Here is a 15058-nt window from a genome sequence, read left to right on the forward strand (position 1 = left end):
GTTTTGTATGCGGAACTTAAGCGATTTTTGCCGGTCTTTAGCTACTTCGGACGGGCCGCTTTTGTGAAAAAGCGGCCTTTTTTGTGGGCGTTTGAAAAGTGCACAGTACAAAGAATTGCATTGAATCGGCGACCGCTATCGCGAGCAGGCTCACTCCTGCGGTGACCGAGTTCCTAGAGATGGAACACGTTCAACTGTAGGAGTGAGCCTGCTCGCGATAGCAATGGTGCTGACCCCGGATCAAGCGGACTTGGCCATGATCAACCCGCTCTCACTCGCCGCTTCCAGCCGGATCGCAATGAATTTCGACGTCGGTGTATGGCTGCCATCCCCGGTGCTTTCCAGCGGCACCAGCGGATTCACTTCCGGATAGTAAGCCGCCGCCTGACCCGCAGGAATATCAAACGCCAGTAAGGTGAAGCCCTTCACCCGGCGCTCGCGACCGTCGTCCCACAGCGAGACGATGTCGGCTTTCTGCCCCGGACGGAAGCCCAGGCGAATGATGTCGGCCTCGTTGACGAACAGCACATCACGCTGGCCTTTGACCCCGCGATAACGGTCGTCGAGACCATAAATCGTGGTGTTGTACTGGTCGTGAGAGCGCATCGACTGCAGGATCAGGTCCGGCAGTTGCCCAGTGGCACGCGTGCGTTCGTGGACAAGGTCTTTCGGCAGCAGGTTCGCGCGGAAGTTGGCGCGGCCCGACGGTGTGTTCCACTTGCGCGCGCCGGCGCTGTTGCCAAGGTAGAACCCCCCCGGGTTCTTGATCTTCTCATTGAAGTCTTTGAAGTTCGGGATGGTGTCGGCGATCAGCTCGCGGATACGCCCGTAGTCGGCCGCCAGCCAGTGCCAGTCCACCGGTTTGCTGCCCAGTGTGGCGGCGGCAATGCCGGCAATGATCGCCGGCTCCGAACGCATCTGGTTCGACAGCGGCTGCAACTGGCCATTGGAGGCGTGGACCATGCTGAATGAGTCTTCCACGGTGACCGCTTGCGGCCCTTCGGTCTGGATGTCGATGTCGGTACGACCGAGGCACGGCAGGATCAGCGCGTCCTTGCCGTGGGCCAGGTGGCTGCGATTGAGTTTGGTGCTGATCTGCACGGTCAGGTCGCAATTGCTCAGCGCCTGGAACGTGCGCGGGCTGTCCGGCGTCGCCTGGGCAAAGTTGCCGCCCAGACCGATGAAGACTTTCGCGCGGCCTTCGGCCATCGCATGGATCGCCTCGACCACGTTGTGCCCGTTGTGGCGCGGCACCTTGAACTGGAAACGCCGCTCCAGTGAATCGAGGAACGCCACCGGTGGCCGTTCATTGATACCCATCGTGCGGTCGCCCTGCACGTTGCTGTGGCCGCGCACCGGGCACAGGCCGGCGCCCGGTTTGCCGATGTTGCCGCGCAGCAGCATCAGGTTGGCGATTTCCTGGATGGTCGGCACCGAATGGCGATGCTGGGTGATACCCATTGCCCAGCACATGATCACGTTCTTGCCTTTGGCATACATGCGTGCGGCTTGCTCGATCTCGACCAGGGTCAGGCCGGATTGCGTGACGATCTGTTCCCACGGCGTGTCATCGACGACCCCGAGATACTCCAGCACGTTGGCACTGTGGGCGTTGAGGAAGTCATGGTCGAACACCGCCGGTGCGCCGGTTTTCTGTGCGTCGCGTTCCCACTGCAGGAGGAATTTGGCCATGCCGCGCAGGACCGCCATGTCACCGCCCAGCGCCGGACGGAAATACGCGGTGTTGGTCGGCTTGTCGCCGTTGGTGAGCATTTCGAGCGGATGCTGCGGGTGCTGGAAACGCTCCAGACCGCGCTCTTTCAGCGGATTGATGCAGACCACCTGTGCGCCCCGTTTCACCGCTTCACGCAGCGGTTCGAGCATTCGCGGGTGGTTGGTGCCGGGGTTCTGGCCCCAGACGAAAATCGCGTCGGCGTGTTCGAAGTCGTCGAAGGTCACGGTGCCTTTACCGACGCCCACGCTTTGCGCCAGTGCCACACCGCTGGCCTCGTGGCACATGTTCGAACAGTCGGGGAAGTTGTTGGTGCCGTAGGCGCGCACGAACAGCTGGTACAGATACGCCGCTTCGTTGCTGGCGCGACCGGAGGTGTAGAACTCGGCCAGATCCGGGCTCGGCAAGCCTTGCAGGTGTTTGGCAATCAGTGCGTAGGCGTCGTCCCAGCTGATCGGCTTGTAGCGATCGGTCTCGGCGTCGTAGACCATCGGTTCGGTCAGGCGACCCTGATACTCCAGCCAGTAGTCACTCTGTTCCAGCAGCGAGGTCACGCTGTGTTTGGCGAAGAACTTCGCATCCACGCGACGCTTGGTCGCTTCCCAGTTCACCGCTTTGGCGCCGTTCTCGCAGAACTTGACCATGCCGCTTTCCGGCGAATCGCCCCAGGCGCAGCCCGGGCAGTCGAAACCGCCGTTCTGGTTGGTTTTGAGCATCATGCGCAGGTTTTTCAGCGCGTTGTCGCTGGTCAACCAGGCCTGGGCCACACTGATCAGGGCACCCCAGCCGCCGGCGGCACCTTTATAAGGTTTGTAGCGCGGGACAGGTTTCTGGTCGGCTTGATGATGTTGGCTCACGCTTGATTCTCCATCGCGGGGCTATACACCCGCGGCGCACTTTTCTGCGGCAGGTGGATGAGATTGAGGTTATGTCGACGGGCCCATTGCACGGCGAGGCCCGTGGGTGCGGACAGGCTGACCAGGGTCTGGATGCCGGCGCGCAAAACTTTCTGGATCAATTCGAGGCTGCAACGGCTGGTGACGATCGCCAGGCCGCCGTCTGTGGATAACTTCTGGCGGATCAAGCCGCCGATCAATTTGTCGAGGGCGTTGTGCCGGCCGATGTCTTCGCGGCCGAGCAGCAATTCGCCGCGGGCATTCATGAACACCGCCGCGTGCACGGCGCCGCAGTGCTGGCCCAACGGTTGAAACGCACTGATGCGCTGACGCAAGCCGTCGAGCCATTCAATGGGTGGCAGCGGTGCACCGGGCAGCACCTTCAGGTCGGGCAGGGCCTGCTCGACCGCTTCAACGCCGCAGAGCCCGCAACCGCTGGTACCGGCCAGTTGCCGACGCTGTTGCTTGAGGTTCCAGAAGGCGCGGTTGGCAATGGTCACTTGCGCGTATTGCGCCGAGCCGGCGCCGCTCAGTTGCAGGTCATAGATATCGCTGGCGTCCTCGATGATGCCGCTGCCGAGGCTGAAGCCGACGATGAAGTCTTCCAGATCCGTCGGTGTCACCAGCATCACCGCCTGGCTGATGCCGTTGTAGGCGATCGCCAACGCGACTTCCTCGGCCAGCGCGGTGCTGGCCGATTCCACAAGGGGTAGATCGCTGTAACTGTACGTCTGGCTGGCGGCGGGCGCGGGCGTTTCGAGAGCAGGCGCCGCGCAGGCTGGGCGCTTGGCGTTCATGGCATCACCAACGGATTGATCAACGTTAAGACTAGGCGCGGCAACTTGTCGCGTCTAATCGCTACTGTCGATCTATTGATAGATGTCGTCGATCAAGTGCTTGCCGGTGATTTCTGATACAGCGCGAAACAGGCCTCGGCCAGCGCTGAACGCGGGGCGCCACGGCGCATGATCAGGCCCATTGGGGCGAGGGTCTGGGCGTTTTCGATCGGTTGCAGGCGCAGGTGATCGGTGAGTTTTTCCAGGCCACCGTCCAGCGGCATGATCGCGCAGCAAAAGCCGCCGTGCACAGCCTGTAACAATTGATGGACGGCATCGGTTTGTAACAGTGGCTGCGGGGTCAGGCCACGGCTGTGGAAATTGTGGTCGATGGACTGACGAAAATGCATCCCGCTGGTCAGCATGCCCAGCGGCAGTTCGATCAGCGCTTCCCAGCTCAACGCTGCCTCGCCGAAGGAAAAACTGCGCTGGTCATACAGCAGCCCCATGCGGGTCTCGCTGAAAGCCAGTGATTCGAAACGTTCATGATCCAGGCGATCGAGGTAGGACACACCGAGGTCGATGCGGTTGTTCGCCAGGTGTTCGAGGATCTGCTCGGAACTCAGCGCCGACATTTCGAAACGCAGGTTCGGGTGCGCCGCATGCAAACGTTGCATCAGTGGCAGCGGATCAAAACTCGACAGCGGCACGACACCCAGCCGCAACGTGCCGATGAGGTTGCCGCGACACGCCGCCGCTTCCGCCTGCAGTCCGTCGTAAGCGGCCATCACGGAACGCGCCCACGCCAGCACTCGCTCGCCCGGCGCGGTAAAACCCTCAAAGCGCTGACCGCGATTGACCAGCGGCAGGTCGAGCTCTTCTTCAAGGCTGCGTAGACGCATCGACAACGTCGGTTGCGTGATGTGGCAGCGGGCGGCGGCCTGGCCGAAGTGGCGGGTTTCGTCGAGGGCGATGAGGAATTTCAGCTGCTTGATGTCCATCTTCGCTCCGGTGAGTGCTGGCAGGGGTGGCGATTCTAGCGCTTGCGCGGGGCCAGGGTCATTGGTCGGCCTGGAACCGGGTGTGGCTGATGTGGTCTAGGCTTGAACGTCTGGATCCCCAATCAAGGAGTGTGCGCTATGAGTCTGTTGAGCTTTGTGAAAGAAGCCGGCGAGAAGCTGATTGATCTGCTGACCCCGGGTAATGCCAATGCCAGCGAGCAGTTGAAGGAACACATCAGCAAGGTCGGGCTGGGCAATCCGAATGTGCAGGCCACCGTCGACGGTGACAAGGTCACGGTCACCGGTGAGGTGGCGAGCCAGGAGGAAAAGGAAAAGATTTTGCTGGCCGTGGGTAACATTGCCGGTATCGGCAGTGTGGAGGACCAGATCACCGTGACCGGGCCGGTGGTCGTGGCCGCCGAGTTTGTCGAAGTGAAGGCCGGGGACACGCTCAGTGCGATCTCGTTGCGGGTTTACGGCAACGCCAACCAATACCAGAAAATCTTCGAAGCCAACAAACCGATGCTCAAGGATGTGAACAAGATTTATCCAGGACAGAAGCTTCGTATTCCGAAGTAAAGCCAAACCTTTGTGCCGAGGACGCTTGCTCCCGCTGGGCCGCGCAACGGCCCCCAAACCGGCAAGCGCGAGATGCGTGAGTCTGCGCGTCTGTCGAGAACGTGTGGGCTTCGGCCTCCAGTGGGAGCAAGCTTCCTCGGCACAATGGATTTACAAGCCTGAGATCAGGTCGCGGTAATCCTCGACCGCCGCAAACTCGGCGGTGTCCTTCGGCCCTTTGCGGCTGTCCGGCTCCTTGACCGCCAGCAGATGCGCCACGCCAAAACGCCGCGCACTGCGCAGAATCGGCAACGTATCGTCGATAAACAGGCTGCGTGCCGGATCAAAGTCGATATCTGCCTGCAAGGCATCCCAGAACTGCGGATTTTCCTTGGGGAAACCGTAGTCGTGGGAGCTGATCAGCCGTTCGAAATACGGTGCCAGCTCGATCCGTTCCAGTTTCAGCGACAGCGAATCACGGTGGGCGTTGGTGATCATGATCACCCGCTTGCCAGCGTTTTTGATCGCATGCAGAAAGGTGTCGGCATCGGGGCGCAACGCGATCAAATGCGCCGTTTCCAACTTCAGTTCACGCACCGATAGTTTCAGCTCGGCACTCCAGAAATCCAGGCAATACCATTGCAACTGGCCGGCGTGGCGTTCGAACAGCGGCTGCAATTCCATCTCGGCCATCGCCCGGCTCACCCCGTGCAGGTCGGCGTAACGCTGGGGCAGGTGTTCCAGCCAGAAATGATTGTCGAAGTGCAGATCCAGCAACGTACCGTCCATGTCCAGCAGAACGGTATCAATGTCAGACCACGGTAAAGAAGGCATGGCAACGTCTCGAGCGGTAGAAAGATATCCGACATAAACAATCGGGAAAGCCGCGTTATAGTAGCGCGTTCACGCCAAGGAGCTTTGCATGCGCCAGAAACCCACCGTACTTGCCCGCGAGATCGTCGCCACCAGTCGCCTGTTTTGTGTCGAAGAACTGAAGCTGCGTTTCTCCAATGGTGTGGAGCGTACTTACGAGCGTTTGGTCGGCAAAGGTGCGGGCTACGGCGCGGTGATGATTGTGGCGATGCTCGATGCCGAACACGCGGTGCTGGTCGAAGAATATTGCGGCGGCACTGACGAATACGAATTGTCGCTGCCCAAAGGCTTGATCGAACCGGGTGAGGATGTGCTGGCGGCGGCCGAGCGTGAGCTCAAGGAAGAGGCCGGTTTCGGCGCACGCCAACTGGAGCACCTGACCGAGCTGTCATTGTCGCCCGGTTACATGAGCCAGAAAATCCAGGTAGTGCTTGCCACCGATCTGTACGAAGAGCGTCTGGAGGGTGATGAGCCCGAGCCGATGCGGGTCGACAAGATCAACCTGCGTGAACTGTCGGCGCTGGCGCAAAACCCGCAATTCTCCGAAGGCCGCGCACTGGCCGCGCTTTATCTGACCCGTGATCTGTTGACGCAGCGCGGGTACTTTACGTCATGAGTGAGGTGTCGATGAATTTTCCCCATCCATTGATGGCGCCGGTGGTCGAACTCGCCTTGCAGGCCGGCGAGGCGATTTTGCCGTTCTGGCGCGTCGGCGTTGAAGTCAGTGCCAAGTCCGATGATTCGCCGGTGACCGCTGCGGATCTGGCGGCGCATCATCTGATCGTCGCCGGGCTGACGGCGCTCGATCCGGATATTCCGGTGTTGTCCGAAGAGGACGCCGATATTCCGCAAGCCGTGCGCGCCGGATGGCAGCGCTGGTGGCTGGTCGATCCGCTGGATGGGACCAAGGAGTTCATCAGCGGCAGCGAAGAATTCACCGTCAACATCGCGCTGATCGAAAACGGTCGCGTGGTGTTTGGCGTGGTGTCGATGCCGACCAATGGTCGCTTCTACGTCGGCGGCGCCGGGCTGGGTGCCTGGCGTTGCGACAAGGACGGGACGCCGGTGTCGATTCAGGTGCGCGATGTACCAGGGCCGGGCGAGGCCTTTACGGTGGTCGCCAGTCGTCGGCATTCGAGCCCTGAGCAAGAGCGGTTGCTGGCCGGGTTGAGTGCGAGTCTGGGTGAGCTGCAACTGGCGAATATCGGCAGTTCGTTGAAGTTTTGCCTGCTGGCCGAAGGCGCGGCGGATTGCTACCCGCGCCTGGCGCCGACGTCGCAATGGGACACCGCGGCGGCACAGGGCGTGCTTGAGGGTGCCGGCGGCGAGGTGCTGGATCTGCAGGGCGAAGCGTTCTGTTATCCCGCGCGGGAATCGCTGCTCAATGAATTCTTTCTGGCGCTGCCGGCGAAAGCGGCGTGGCGTTCCAGATTGCTGGAGCTGGCTCGGGGGTAAGTGGGCGGACTCTCGATTCCCCTCACCCCAGCCCTCTCCCGGAGGGAGAGGGGGCCGATTGGGGGATGCTGGAGAGATTCACCGACTTGAGCCAGCTTTACTGAATCCATAATCGCTGCCGATCTTTCAGCTTGATGTCTGACGCAAGGCACCTCATCCCAGCCCTCTCCCGGAGGGAGAGGGGGCCGATTGGGGGATGCTGGAGAGATTCACCGACTTGAGCCAGCTTTACTGAATCCATAATCGCTGCCGATCTTTCAGGTCGATGTCTGACGCAAGACCTCTCGGTCAGTCCCCTCTCCCTCCGGGAGAGGGCTAGGGTGAGGGGATTTTGATCTTTAACGGTGCAAAACGTACTGCCCGGTAAATGTCACAGCATCCTCATCACTTCCCGCGTTGACGATCCGCGTATTGAGCGTCAACCGTGCGCGCCCATAGCGCTGATACATCGCCAGAAACTTCTTCCAGACCAGCGCTTCCGGTGCCGGGCAAATCGCCGTGGCATCACCGGTGACCGGCAGTGGATAACTGATCTGGCCTTCCTGAATCACGATGTGCCCGTCTTCGATGCCTTCCTCCTTCAGGCGCAAATGCAGCCAGCCCCAGCCCGCCAGCACCGCGCCGCAGTAGAGGCTGCCGCCGAACATGGTGCTCTTGTGATTGACGTTCGGCTCCAGCGGCAAGTGCAGACTCAACTGTTGCTCGCGCCAGTCGAGTACCTTGAGGCCCATCTCGCGGGTCAGCGGAATGTCGTGATGCAGCACCGATTCCAGATAGCGGCTGTCGCGGTTCATTCGGCTTCGTCTCCGTGGGCATTACTGTCGGCGAAATTCAACCCGTGCTTGCGCAGCTTGTCGTGCAGGGTCTTGCGCGGAATGCCCAGGGCTTCGGCGAGGCTGCGCACCGAACTGTGAGCGCGCGCCAGCTCAGCGGCGATCAACGATTTCTCGAAGTTTTCCACTTGCTCGCTCAGGCCGCCGCTGATGACCTCCACGGCGCTGCCACCGCCATCGGTGCCACCGTTGTCCAGCGCCAGCTCCAGGCCGAGGGCGAAACGTTCGGCAGCGTTCTGCAATTCACGGACGTTGCCCGGCCAGGTGTGCCGCAGCAGCAAGGCACGTTGTGCCGGCTGCAGTTCGTGGGGGCAGACCGTGGCGGGCGCTGGCTTCATCGGCGTAATGCTGGAACAGCACCAGCGCGTCTTCACCGCGTTCGCGCAACGGCGGAATGCGCAGCGGGGCGACGTTGAGGCGGTAATACAAGTCGGCACGGAATCGACCCTGATCAGCGGCCTGGCGCAGGTCTTCCTTGGTCGCGGCGATGACGCGGATGTCCAGCGGGATCAGCTGATTGCCGCCCAGGCGTTCGACCACGCGCTCTTGCAGCATGCGCAGTAACTTCACCTGCACATCCATGCTCATGCTTTCGATTTCATCGAGGAACAGCGTGCCGCCGTTGGCGAATTCGAATTTGCCGATCCGGCGTTTCTGCGCGCCGGTGAAAGCACCGGGTTCGTGGCCGAACAGTTCGCTCTCGACCACCGACTCGGCCAGTGCCCCGGCATTTATCGCCACGAACGGGCCGTTGCGCCGGCTCGACAGGTCGTGCAACGCACGGGCGACGACTTCTTTGCCGGCGCCGGTTTCGCCGAGAATCAGCACGTCGGCCTTGGTTGCGGCCAGTGCGCCGATCTGTTCGCGCAGGCGCAACATGGGGGCCGAGTGGCCGACCAGTCGGGCGCTCAGTTCATTGCGGTCGCTGAGGGCCAGGCGCAGGCTGCGGTTGTCCAGCACCAGGCGGCGCAGGGCCAGGGCGCGGCGCACGCTGTCGAGCAGCGCATCGCTGGCGAACGGTTTTTCCAGGAAATCATAGGCACCGGCGCGCATCGCCTGCACCGCCAACGGCACGTCGCCGTGGCCGGTGATCAACAGCACGGGTAACTCAGGGTCCTGAGCGTGCAGCTCGCTCAGCAATTCCAGGCCGTCCATGCCGGGCATGCGAATGTCGCTGACCACCACGCCTGGCCAGTCGCGTTCAAGCTGCCCGGCCAGGCCTTTGGCTTCGGCCAGTGGCAGGATTTTCAGACCGGCCAGATCCAGAGTCTGGCCAAGGGCCTGACGCAAGTGCGGATCGTCGTCGATCAACACCACCTGAATGCGATTGTCGATGGTCATGCACTTCGATCCTCGGACGGTTGCAGGCTGACCCCGGGTGCGCCGGCGCGCAGTCGCAGGGTAATCAAGGCGCCACCTTGCTTGTGGTTGGCGAACGACAGTTCACCACCGAAGGCGCGCATCAGGGTTTCACAGATCGCCAGCCCCAGCCCAAGGCCCTGGGTGCGGGTCTTGGTGGTGTAGAAGGGCTCGCTGGCGCGACCGAGGGCTTCCATGCAGAACCCCGGGCCGTTGTCGCGAATGTACAGATTGACGCCGTCGGCGGTGGATTCGGCACTCAGCCACAGTTTGCGCGGCGGGCCTTTTTCGGTCAGCGCATCGAGGGCGTTGGCCAGCAGGTTGCCGAGCACCTGGCGCAGGCGGGTTTCCCCGGCTTCGACCCACAGGGTGGCGGCGGGCAGGTCGCGGATCAGTTCGACTTCCATGCTTCGGCGGCGTTTGGCGAGTAGCGCCAGCGCATCGTCCAGTGCCGGTTGCAGCGCCACGCTTTCCGGGGCATGCCGGTCGCGGCGGGCAAAGGCGCGCAGGTGGGCGATGATCGAGGCCATGCGTCCGGTCAGTTCGCTGATCAGTTTGAGATTGCCGCGAGCATCGTCGGTGCGCTGATGATCGAGCAGCACTTCGGCGTTCTCGGCGTAGCTGCGGATCGCCGCCAGCGGTTGATTGAGTTCGTGGCTGATACTCGCCGACATCGTGCCCAGCGCCGACAGTTTGCCGGCCTGAACCAGATCGTCCTGCGCACGCACCAATTCCTGTTGCGCCTGTTCGCGCTCAAGCACTTCCTGCTTCAGGCGGCGGTTGAGGCCTTCCAGATCGCTGGTGCGCTCGGCGACCCGGCCTTCCAGTTCGCGGCGGGCCTTGGCTTCGAAGGCGATGCGTTCCAGATAATGCCGGCGGCGTTGCATCATCAAACCGAGCAACAGCATCACCACCAACAGCGTTGCACCCCCGATGGCGACCACTGTGCGCACCGGGCGGTCGATCAGCGTGCGCGGGGCGAGAATGCTCACGCTCCAGCCGGTTTCGGCGATGTCATGGGTTTGCGTCAGCCACGCGTCAGGGCTGAGATTCAGCGGACGCGGCTCGCGGGTCGGGTAAGGCTGAATGGCCGTGATGGCCGAGCGCTCGGTATCGCTCAGGACGCGCGTGGAGCGAAAGCGCCATTCAGGGCGCGAGGTCAGGATGACCACCCCGTTATGGTCGGTTACCAGCAGTTGTTCCGGGGTTTTGCCCCAGAGGCTTTCGGTGTGGTCGAGGTCGACCTTGATCACCAGTACGCCGATGATCTTTTCGCCGTTGCGCACGGCGGCGGCGAAGAAGTAACCACGTTTGGCCGAGGTCGTGCCGAGGCCGAAGAAACGCCCCAGACGCCCGGCCATGGCTTCGCTGAAATACGGACGAAACGAGAAGTTGCGCCCGACGAAACTGTCGTGCTTGTCCCAGTTCGACGCCGCCAGTGTCTGGCCGCTGGTGTCCATCAGGTACATGACTTCGGCGCCAGTCTGGGCGGCGATGTTTTTCAGCAGGCGATTGGCATTGCCCTGGGTGACGCCGTCGTCCGGCGCTCCGAGTACGGCGCGCAGGGCCGGCAGGTCGCCGAGAATCTGCGGCAGCACTTCATAGCGGTGCAGGGTGCCCAGCAGGTTGGCGACGTAGAGGTCGAGGGTCTGGCGGTTTTGTCCGGCGAGTTCGCTGCGGTAATAACGCTCGGCCAGATGCTCCAGCGGCCACAGCAGCGGCGCCAGGCACAGGGCCAGCAGGGCGAGGCTGCGCCAGCGGGGTCTACGGGGGAGAGATGGTTTCATGTGCCGGATGCGCCTGTAATGACAGGCGCATTATGCCCACGCTCAGGAAAAGACGTCAGCGTCCTTGAAGAACACCGCTGCCTGATCCTTGGCCGACAGTTTCGGCGCTTCGTCGAGTTGCCAGTCGATGGCCAGGTCCGGGTCGTCCCAGCGAATGCTTCGTTCGGCTGCAGGCGTGTAGAAGTCGGTGGTCTTGTAGAGGAATTCGGCGAACTCGCTCAGGACCACGAAGCCATGCGCAAAACCTTCCGGGACCCACATCTGACGGTGGTTGGCGGCAGACAGACGAACCGCCACCCACTGGCCGAAGTGCGGTGAGCTGCGACGGATGTCCACGGCAACATCCAGTACCTCACCGGCCGTGACCCGCACCAGTTTGCCCTGAGTGTTTTCCAGTTGGTAATGCAGGCCCCGCAGGACACCTTTCTCCGAGCGCGAATGGTTGTCCTGAACGAAGTGCGGGGTCAGCCCGGTCAGTTCCTGGAAAGCCCTGGCATTGAAGCTCTCGTAAAAAAAGCCGCGCTCGTCACCAAATACCTTGGGTTCGATGATCAGAACACCGGGCAGTTCGGTGGTGATTACATTCATGAAGTTTTCCAGTGAAAGGGGTGAATGGGCGCCATTCTTGCGCAAAGTGCCAAAGGGCGCGAGTGTTCCCGCGCAAGTACTTGTGTCTTGCCGCAAGGGCGGGGGTTGCGCATCTGCCGAAGCAATGGCGATATAGGCGTCTAATAAAATTTCAGGGGTCGTTTCATGCCGCTCGCCACGTTGATCCATCGCGCCAGTCTGCCCAGCCCGCAGGTTTCTCAGGAGCAGGCCCGACAATGGCTGGCAGACCATTACGGGCTCAGCGGTACGCTGCACCCCCTCGGTAGCCAGCAGGATCTTAATTTTCGTGTGGACAGCGCGCGCGGGCGCTTCGTCCTGAAAATCTGCCGGGGCGATTACGCCCTCGTGGAGTTGCAGGCGCAGCATGCCGGCCTCAACTACCTCGCGGCGCATTCTGCGGTGAATGTGCCACGGGTGATTGCAGCCAATGACGGTCAGGATCTGCTGACGCTGGAAGCCGGTGGCGAAGCGGTCCATGTGCGTCTGCTGGACTACATCGAAGGCCAGCCGCTGACCCATCTCGATCATTTGGGGCAGGACGTGGTGGCCGGGTTTGGCCGGCTCTGCGGCGAGATGGATCTGGCGCTGGCCGGGTTCGACCATCCGGGGCTGGCGCGTACGCTGCAATGGGACGCCCGCCACGCCAGTGCGTTGATCAGTCATTTGTTGCCGGTGATCAAGGACGAATCGCAGCGTGCCTTGATCGCCGACGCCGCCGAACAGGCCGAACGCCGACTGCAGCCGTTGCAGGACAAGCTGCCGGTGCAGGCGATCCACATGGACATCACCGACGACAACGCCGTCTGGCAGCGCGATGCGCAGCGGCACTGGCAATTGCAGGGGGTGATCGACTTCGGCGATCTGGTGCGCACCTGGCGCATCACCGATCTGTCGGTGACCTGCGCCGCGCTATTGCATCACGCCGGTGGCGATCCTTTTGTCATCTTGCCGGCGGTTCAGGCCTATCACGCGGTCAATCCGCTGCAACACGAAGAACTTCAGGCGTTGTGGCCCTTGATCGTGGCCCGCGCGGCGGTGCTGGTGCTCAGTGGCGAACAGCAGGTCAGCATCGACCCCGGCAACCATTACAGCCGCGACAACCTTGTCCATGAGTGGGAAATCTTCCACGTCGCCACCTCGGTACCGCTGGCGCTGATGGAGGCGGCGATCCTCAGCGCCGTCGGCCAGGCCTTGCCGGTCATCGACAGTGAAGGTTTTGCGCCGTTGTTGCCGGGCCTGGTCGGGCGGGAATTCGCGCTGATCGATCTGGGGGTGCTGAGCCCGCATTTCGAAGCGGGTAACTGGGAACAGGACGGTATTGACCAGCGGTTGCTGACGGAAGCGGCGACGGCCCATGGCCTGGCGGCAAGCCGTTACGGGCAATACCGTTTGTCGCGCACCCGCCCTGACAGTGCCGACGAACCGGACACTTTCCCGTTGCATGTCGAGTTGCGTGTACCGAACGGCACTGCGGTGGAATCGCCGTTTGCCGGTGTGCTGCATCAAACGGCCGGGGGAGCACTGCAGCTGGACGGCCCGCAACTCAGCGTGCGCTTGTGGGGTGTCACGCCCTCGCTGCAAAGCGGCGCAGCGCTGGTCAAGGGGCAGGTGCTGGGCGCGGTCAGTGGCCCGTTGCTCGTGCAGTTGTGTCGCGGTGCGCAGCTGGCGGCCCCGCTGTTCTGCACGCCGGCCCGGGCGGCGGCGTGGCAGGCATTGTGTCCGTCGCCGGCCGCGTTGCTCGGGCTGGCCTGTGATGCCGAGCCGGAGCTGGATGCGAAAACCCTGCTGGCGCGGCGTGACGCCAGTTTCGCCCGCACGCAAAAACACTATTACGTCGACCCGCCGCGCATCGAGCGCGGCTGGCGCAATCACCTGATCGACATGCAGGGCCGCTCTTACCTCGACATGCTCAATAATGTCGCGGTGCTGGGGCATGGCCATCCGCGCATGGCGGCGGTGGCGAGCCGGCAATGGTCGCTGCTCAATACCAACTCCCGGTTCAACTACGCGGCGGTCGCCGAGTTTTCCGAGCGCTTGCTGAAACTGGCACCGGAGGGCATGGATCGGGTGTTTCTGGTCAACAGCGGCAGCGAGGCCAATGACCTCGCGATTCGTCTGGCGTGGGCCTACAGCGGTGGGCGCGACATACTCAGCGTGCTGGAGGGTTACCACGGCTGGACGGTCGGTGCCGATGCCGTGTCGACCTCGATTGCCGACAACCCGAAGGCCCTGGAAAGTCGTCCGGACTGGGTTCATCCGGTGACCGCGCCGAACGTCTATCGCGGTGAATTCCGCGGCCTCGATTCCGCCCCTGACTACGTGCGCAGCGTCGAACATCAGCTTGAGAAAATTGCCGGGCAACAACGCCAATTGGCCGGGTTCATCTGCGAGCCGGTGTACGGCAATGCCGGCGGTATCTCGCTGCCACCGGGTTATCTGAAACAGGTCTATGCACTGGTGCGAGCCCGTGGTGGTGTGTGCATCGCCGATGAAGTGCAGGTCGGTTACGGGCGCATGGGCCATTTCTTCTGGGGCTTCGAAGAACAGGGCGTCGTGCCGGACATCATATGCATGGCCAAGGGCATGGGTAACGGCCAGCCCCTGGGCGCGGTGATCACGCGTCGGGACATCGCTGAAGCGCTGGAAGCGGAAGGTTATTTCTTCTCCTCGGCCGGTGGCAGCCCGGTGAGTTGCCAGATCGGCATGGCAGTGCTCGATGTAATGGAAGAAGAAAAACTCTGGGAAAACGCCCGGACGGTCGGTGGCCATTTCAAGGCACGGCTCGAAGCGTTGATCGATAAACATCCGCTGGTGGGCGCGGTGCATGGTTCCGGGTTTTATCTGGGGCTGGAGTTGGTCCGTCACCGCGAGACGCTGGAACCGGCAACCGAGGAAACCGCGCGGCTGTGTGATCGCCTGCGTGAACTGGGGATTTTCATGCAACCGACCGGCGACTACCTCAACGTCCTCAAGATCAAACCGCCGATGGTGACTTCACGTCAGAGCGTGGATTTCTTCGTCGACATGCTTGATCGGGTCCTCGCCGAAGGCTTGTAAGCGCTGCAGATCCTCCCTGTGGGAGCGGGATTGCTCGCGAACGCGGTGTGTCAGTCGGCCTGTTTGGTGACTGATCCAGTGCTTTCGCGGGCAAGCCCGCTCCCACATCTATTTCAGGCTTT

At 62.2% G+C, this 15058-nt stretch carries 11 protein-coding genes and 1 pseudogene; 4 read left to right on the plus strand and 8 right to left on the minus strand.

Features of this window, described 5'->3' with window-relative positions; translation table 11 throughout:
* Window positions 1–240: 240 nt before the first annotated feature.
* The 3 genes from ACXX9E_RS07000 to ACXX9E_RS07010 all read right to left on the minus strand — a co-directional run bounded on the left by ACXX9E_RS07000 (window position 241) and on the right by ACXX9E_RS07010 (window position 4405).
* Window positions 241–2589, minus strand: a complete 2349-nt coding sequence (locus tag ACXX9E_RS07000; RefSeq protein ID WP_186748422.1) for an FdhF/YdeP family oxidoreductase — start codon at window positions 2587–2589, stop codon at window positions 241–243.
* On the minus strand, window positions 2586–3425 hold the full coding sequence (fdhD, locus tag ACXX9E_RS07005) for a formate dehydrogenase accessory sulfurtransferase FdhD (protein WP_123470569.1): 840 nt from the start codon (window positions 3423–3425) through the stop codon (window positions 2586–2588). The genes ACXX9E_RS07000 and fdhD overlap by 4 nt, the downstream gene beginning before the upstream one ends.
* Window positions 3426–3517: 92 nt before the next feature.
* Window positions 3518–4405, minus strand: coding sequence for a LysR family transcriptional regulator (locus ACXX9E_RS07010; protein ID WP_123470571.1), 888 nt, complete (start codon window positions 4403–4405; stop codon window positions 3518–3520).
* Between the two features lie 138 nt (window positions 4406–4543).
* Here ACXX9E_RS07010 and lysM point away from each other — a divergent pair, with 138 nt between their 5' ends.
* Window positions 4544–4984, plus strand: a complete 441-nt coding sequence (gene lysM / locus ACXX9E_RS07015; protein ID WP_186748416.1) for a peptidoglycan-binding protein LysM — start codon at window positions 4544–4546, stop codon at window positions 4982–4984.
* Between the two features lie 150 nt (window positions 4985–5134).
* Here the strand turns inward: lysM and yrfG are convergent, their stop codons facing one another.
* Complete coding sequence (yrfG, locus tag ACXX9E_RS07020; RefSeq protein WP_458555218.1) at window positions 5135–5797, minus strand: GMP/IMP nucleotidase; 663 nt, start codon at window positions 5795–5797, stop codon at window positions 5135–5137.
* An 88-nt stretch (window positions 5798–5885) separates the two neighbouring features.
* On the opposite strand from yrfG, the gene nudE reads away from it, so the two are divergent.
* Window positions 5886–6452, plus strand: coding sequence for an ADP compounds hydrolase NudE (gene nudE, locus ACXX9E_RS07025; RefSeq protein WP_123470577.1), 567 nt, complete (start codon window positions 5886–5888; stop codon window positions 6450–6452).
* Between the two features lie 11 nt (window positions 6453–6463).
* Window positions 6464–7291 carry a 3'(2'),5'-bisphosphate nucleotidase CysQ gene (cysQ, locus tag ACXX9E_RS07030; protein ID WP_123470579.1) on the plus strand — a complete coding sequence of 276 codons (828 nt, stop codon included), beginning with the start codon at window positions 6464–6466 and terminating at the stop codon, window positions 7289–7291.
* Window positions 7292–7629: 338 nt separating this feature from the next.
* Here the strand turns inward: cysQ and ACXX9E_RS07035 are convergent, their stop codons facing one another.
* From ACXX9E_RS07035 to rfbC, 4 genes and pseudogenes are all read right to left on the minus strand, one after another.
* Window positions 7630–8085: a thioesterase domain-containing protein gene (locus tag ACXX9E_RS07035; protein ID WP_123470580.1), complete on the minus strand. Its 456-nt coding sequence runs from the start codon at window positions 8083–8085 to the stop codon at window positions 7630–7632.
* Window positions 8082–9465: pseudogene (locus tag ACXX9E_RS07040) on the minus strand (sigma-54-dependent transcriptional regulator). Before ACXX9E_RS07040 ends, ACXX9E_RS07035 begins: the two are co-directional and overlap by 4 nt.
* Entirely contained in the window at window positions 9462–11270 is a 1809-nt protein-coding gene (locus tag ACXX9E_RS07045) for a sensor histidine kinase (RefSeq protein ID WP_128614180.1), read from the minus strand. The pseudogene ACXX9E_RS07040 and the gene ACXX9E_RS07045 overlap by 4 nt, the downstream one beginning before the upstream one ends.
* Window positions 11271–11312: 42 nt before the next feature.
* Window positions 11313–11858, minus strand: coding sequence for a dTDP-4-dehydrorhamnose 3,5-epimerase (gene rfbC, locus ACXX9E_RS07050; protein WP_123470586.1), 546 nt, complete (start codon window positions 11856–11858; stop codon window positions 11313–11315).
* 165 nt (window positions 11859–12023) lie between these two features.
* Here rfbC and ACXX9E_RS07055 point away from each other — a divergent pair, with 165 nt between their 5' ends.
* Window positions 12024–14936, plus strand: coding sequence for an aminotransferase (locus tag ACXX9E_RS07055; protein ID WP_186748410.1), 2913 nt, complete (start codon window positions 12024–12026; stop codon window positions 14934–14936).
* The last annotated feature ends 122 nt before the right edge of the window (window positions 14937–15058 follow it).

Source organism: Pseudomonas sp. GNP014, assembly GCF_054344005.1.

Coding starts and splice junctions, on each gene's coding strand:
- fdhD (WP_123470569.1), bottom strand. CDS start 3,425: ATGAACGCCAAGCGCCCAGCCTGCGCGGCGCCTGCTCTCGAAACGCCC.
- ACXX9E_RS07010 (WP_123470571.1), bottom strand. CDS start 4,405: ATGGACATCAAGCAGCTGAAATTCCTCATCGCCCTCGACGAAACCCGC.
- lysM (WP_186748416.1), top strand. CDS start 4,544: ATGAGTCTGTTGAGCTTTGTGAAAGAAGCCGGCGAGAAGCTGATTGAT.
- yrfG (WP_458555218.1), bottom strand. CDS start 5,797: ATGCCTTCTTTACCGTGGTCTGACATTGATACCGTTCTGCTGGACATG.
- nudE (WP_123470577.1), top strand. CDS start 5,886: ATGCGCCAGAAACCCACCGTACTTGCCCGCGAGATCGTCGCCACCAGT.
- cysQ (WP_123470579.1), top strand. CDS start 6,464: ATGAATTTTCCCCATCCATTGATGGCGCCGGTGGTCGAACTCGCCTTG.
- ACXX9E_RS07035 (WP_123470580.1), bottom strand. CDS start 8,085: ATGAACCGCGACAGCCGCTATCTGGAATCGGTGCTGCATCACGACATT.
- ACXX9E_RS07045 (WP_128614180.1), bottom strand. CDS start 11,270: ATGAAACCATCTCTCCCCCGTAGACCCCGCTGGCGCAGCCTCGCCCTG.
- rfbC (WP_123470586.1), bottom strand. CDS start 11,858: ATGAATGTAATCACCACCGAACTGCCCGGTGTTCTGATCATCGAACCC.
- ACXX9E_RS07055 (WP_186748410.1), top strand. CDS start 12,024: ATGCCGCTCGCCACGTTGATCCATCGCGCCAGTCTGCCCAGCCCGCAG.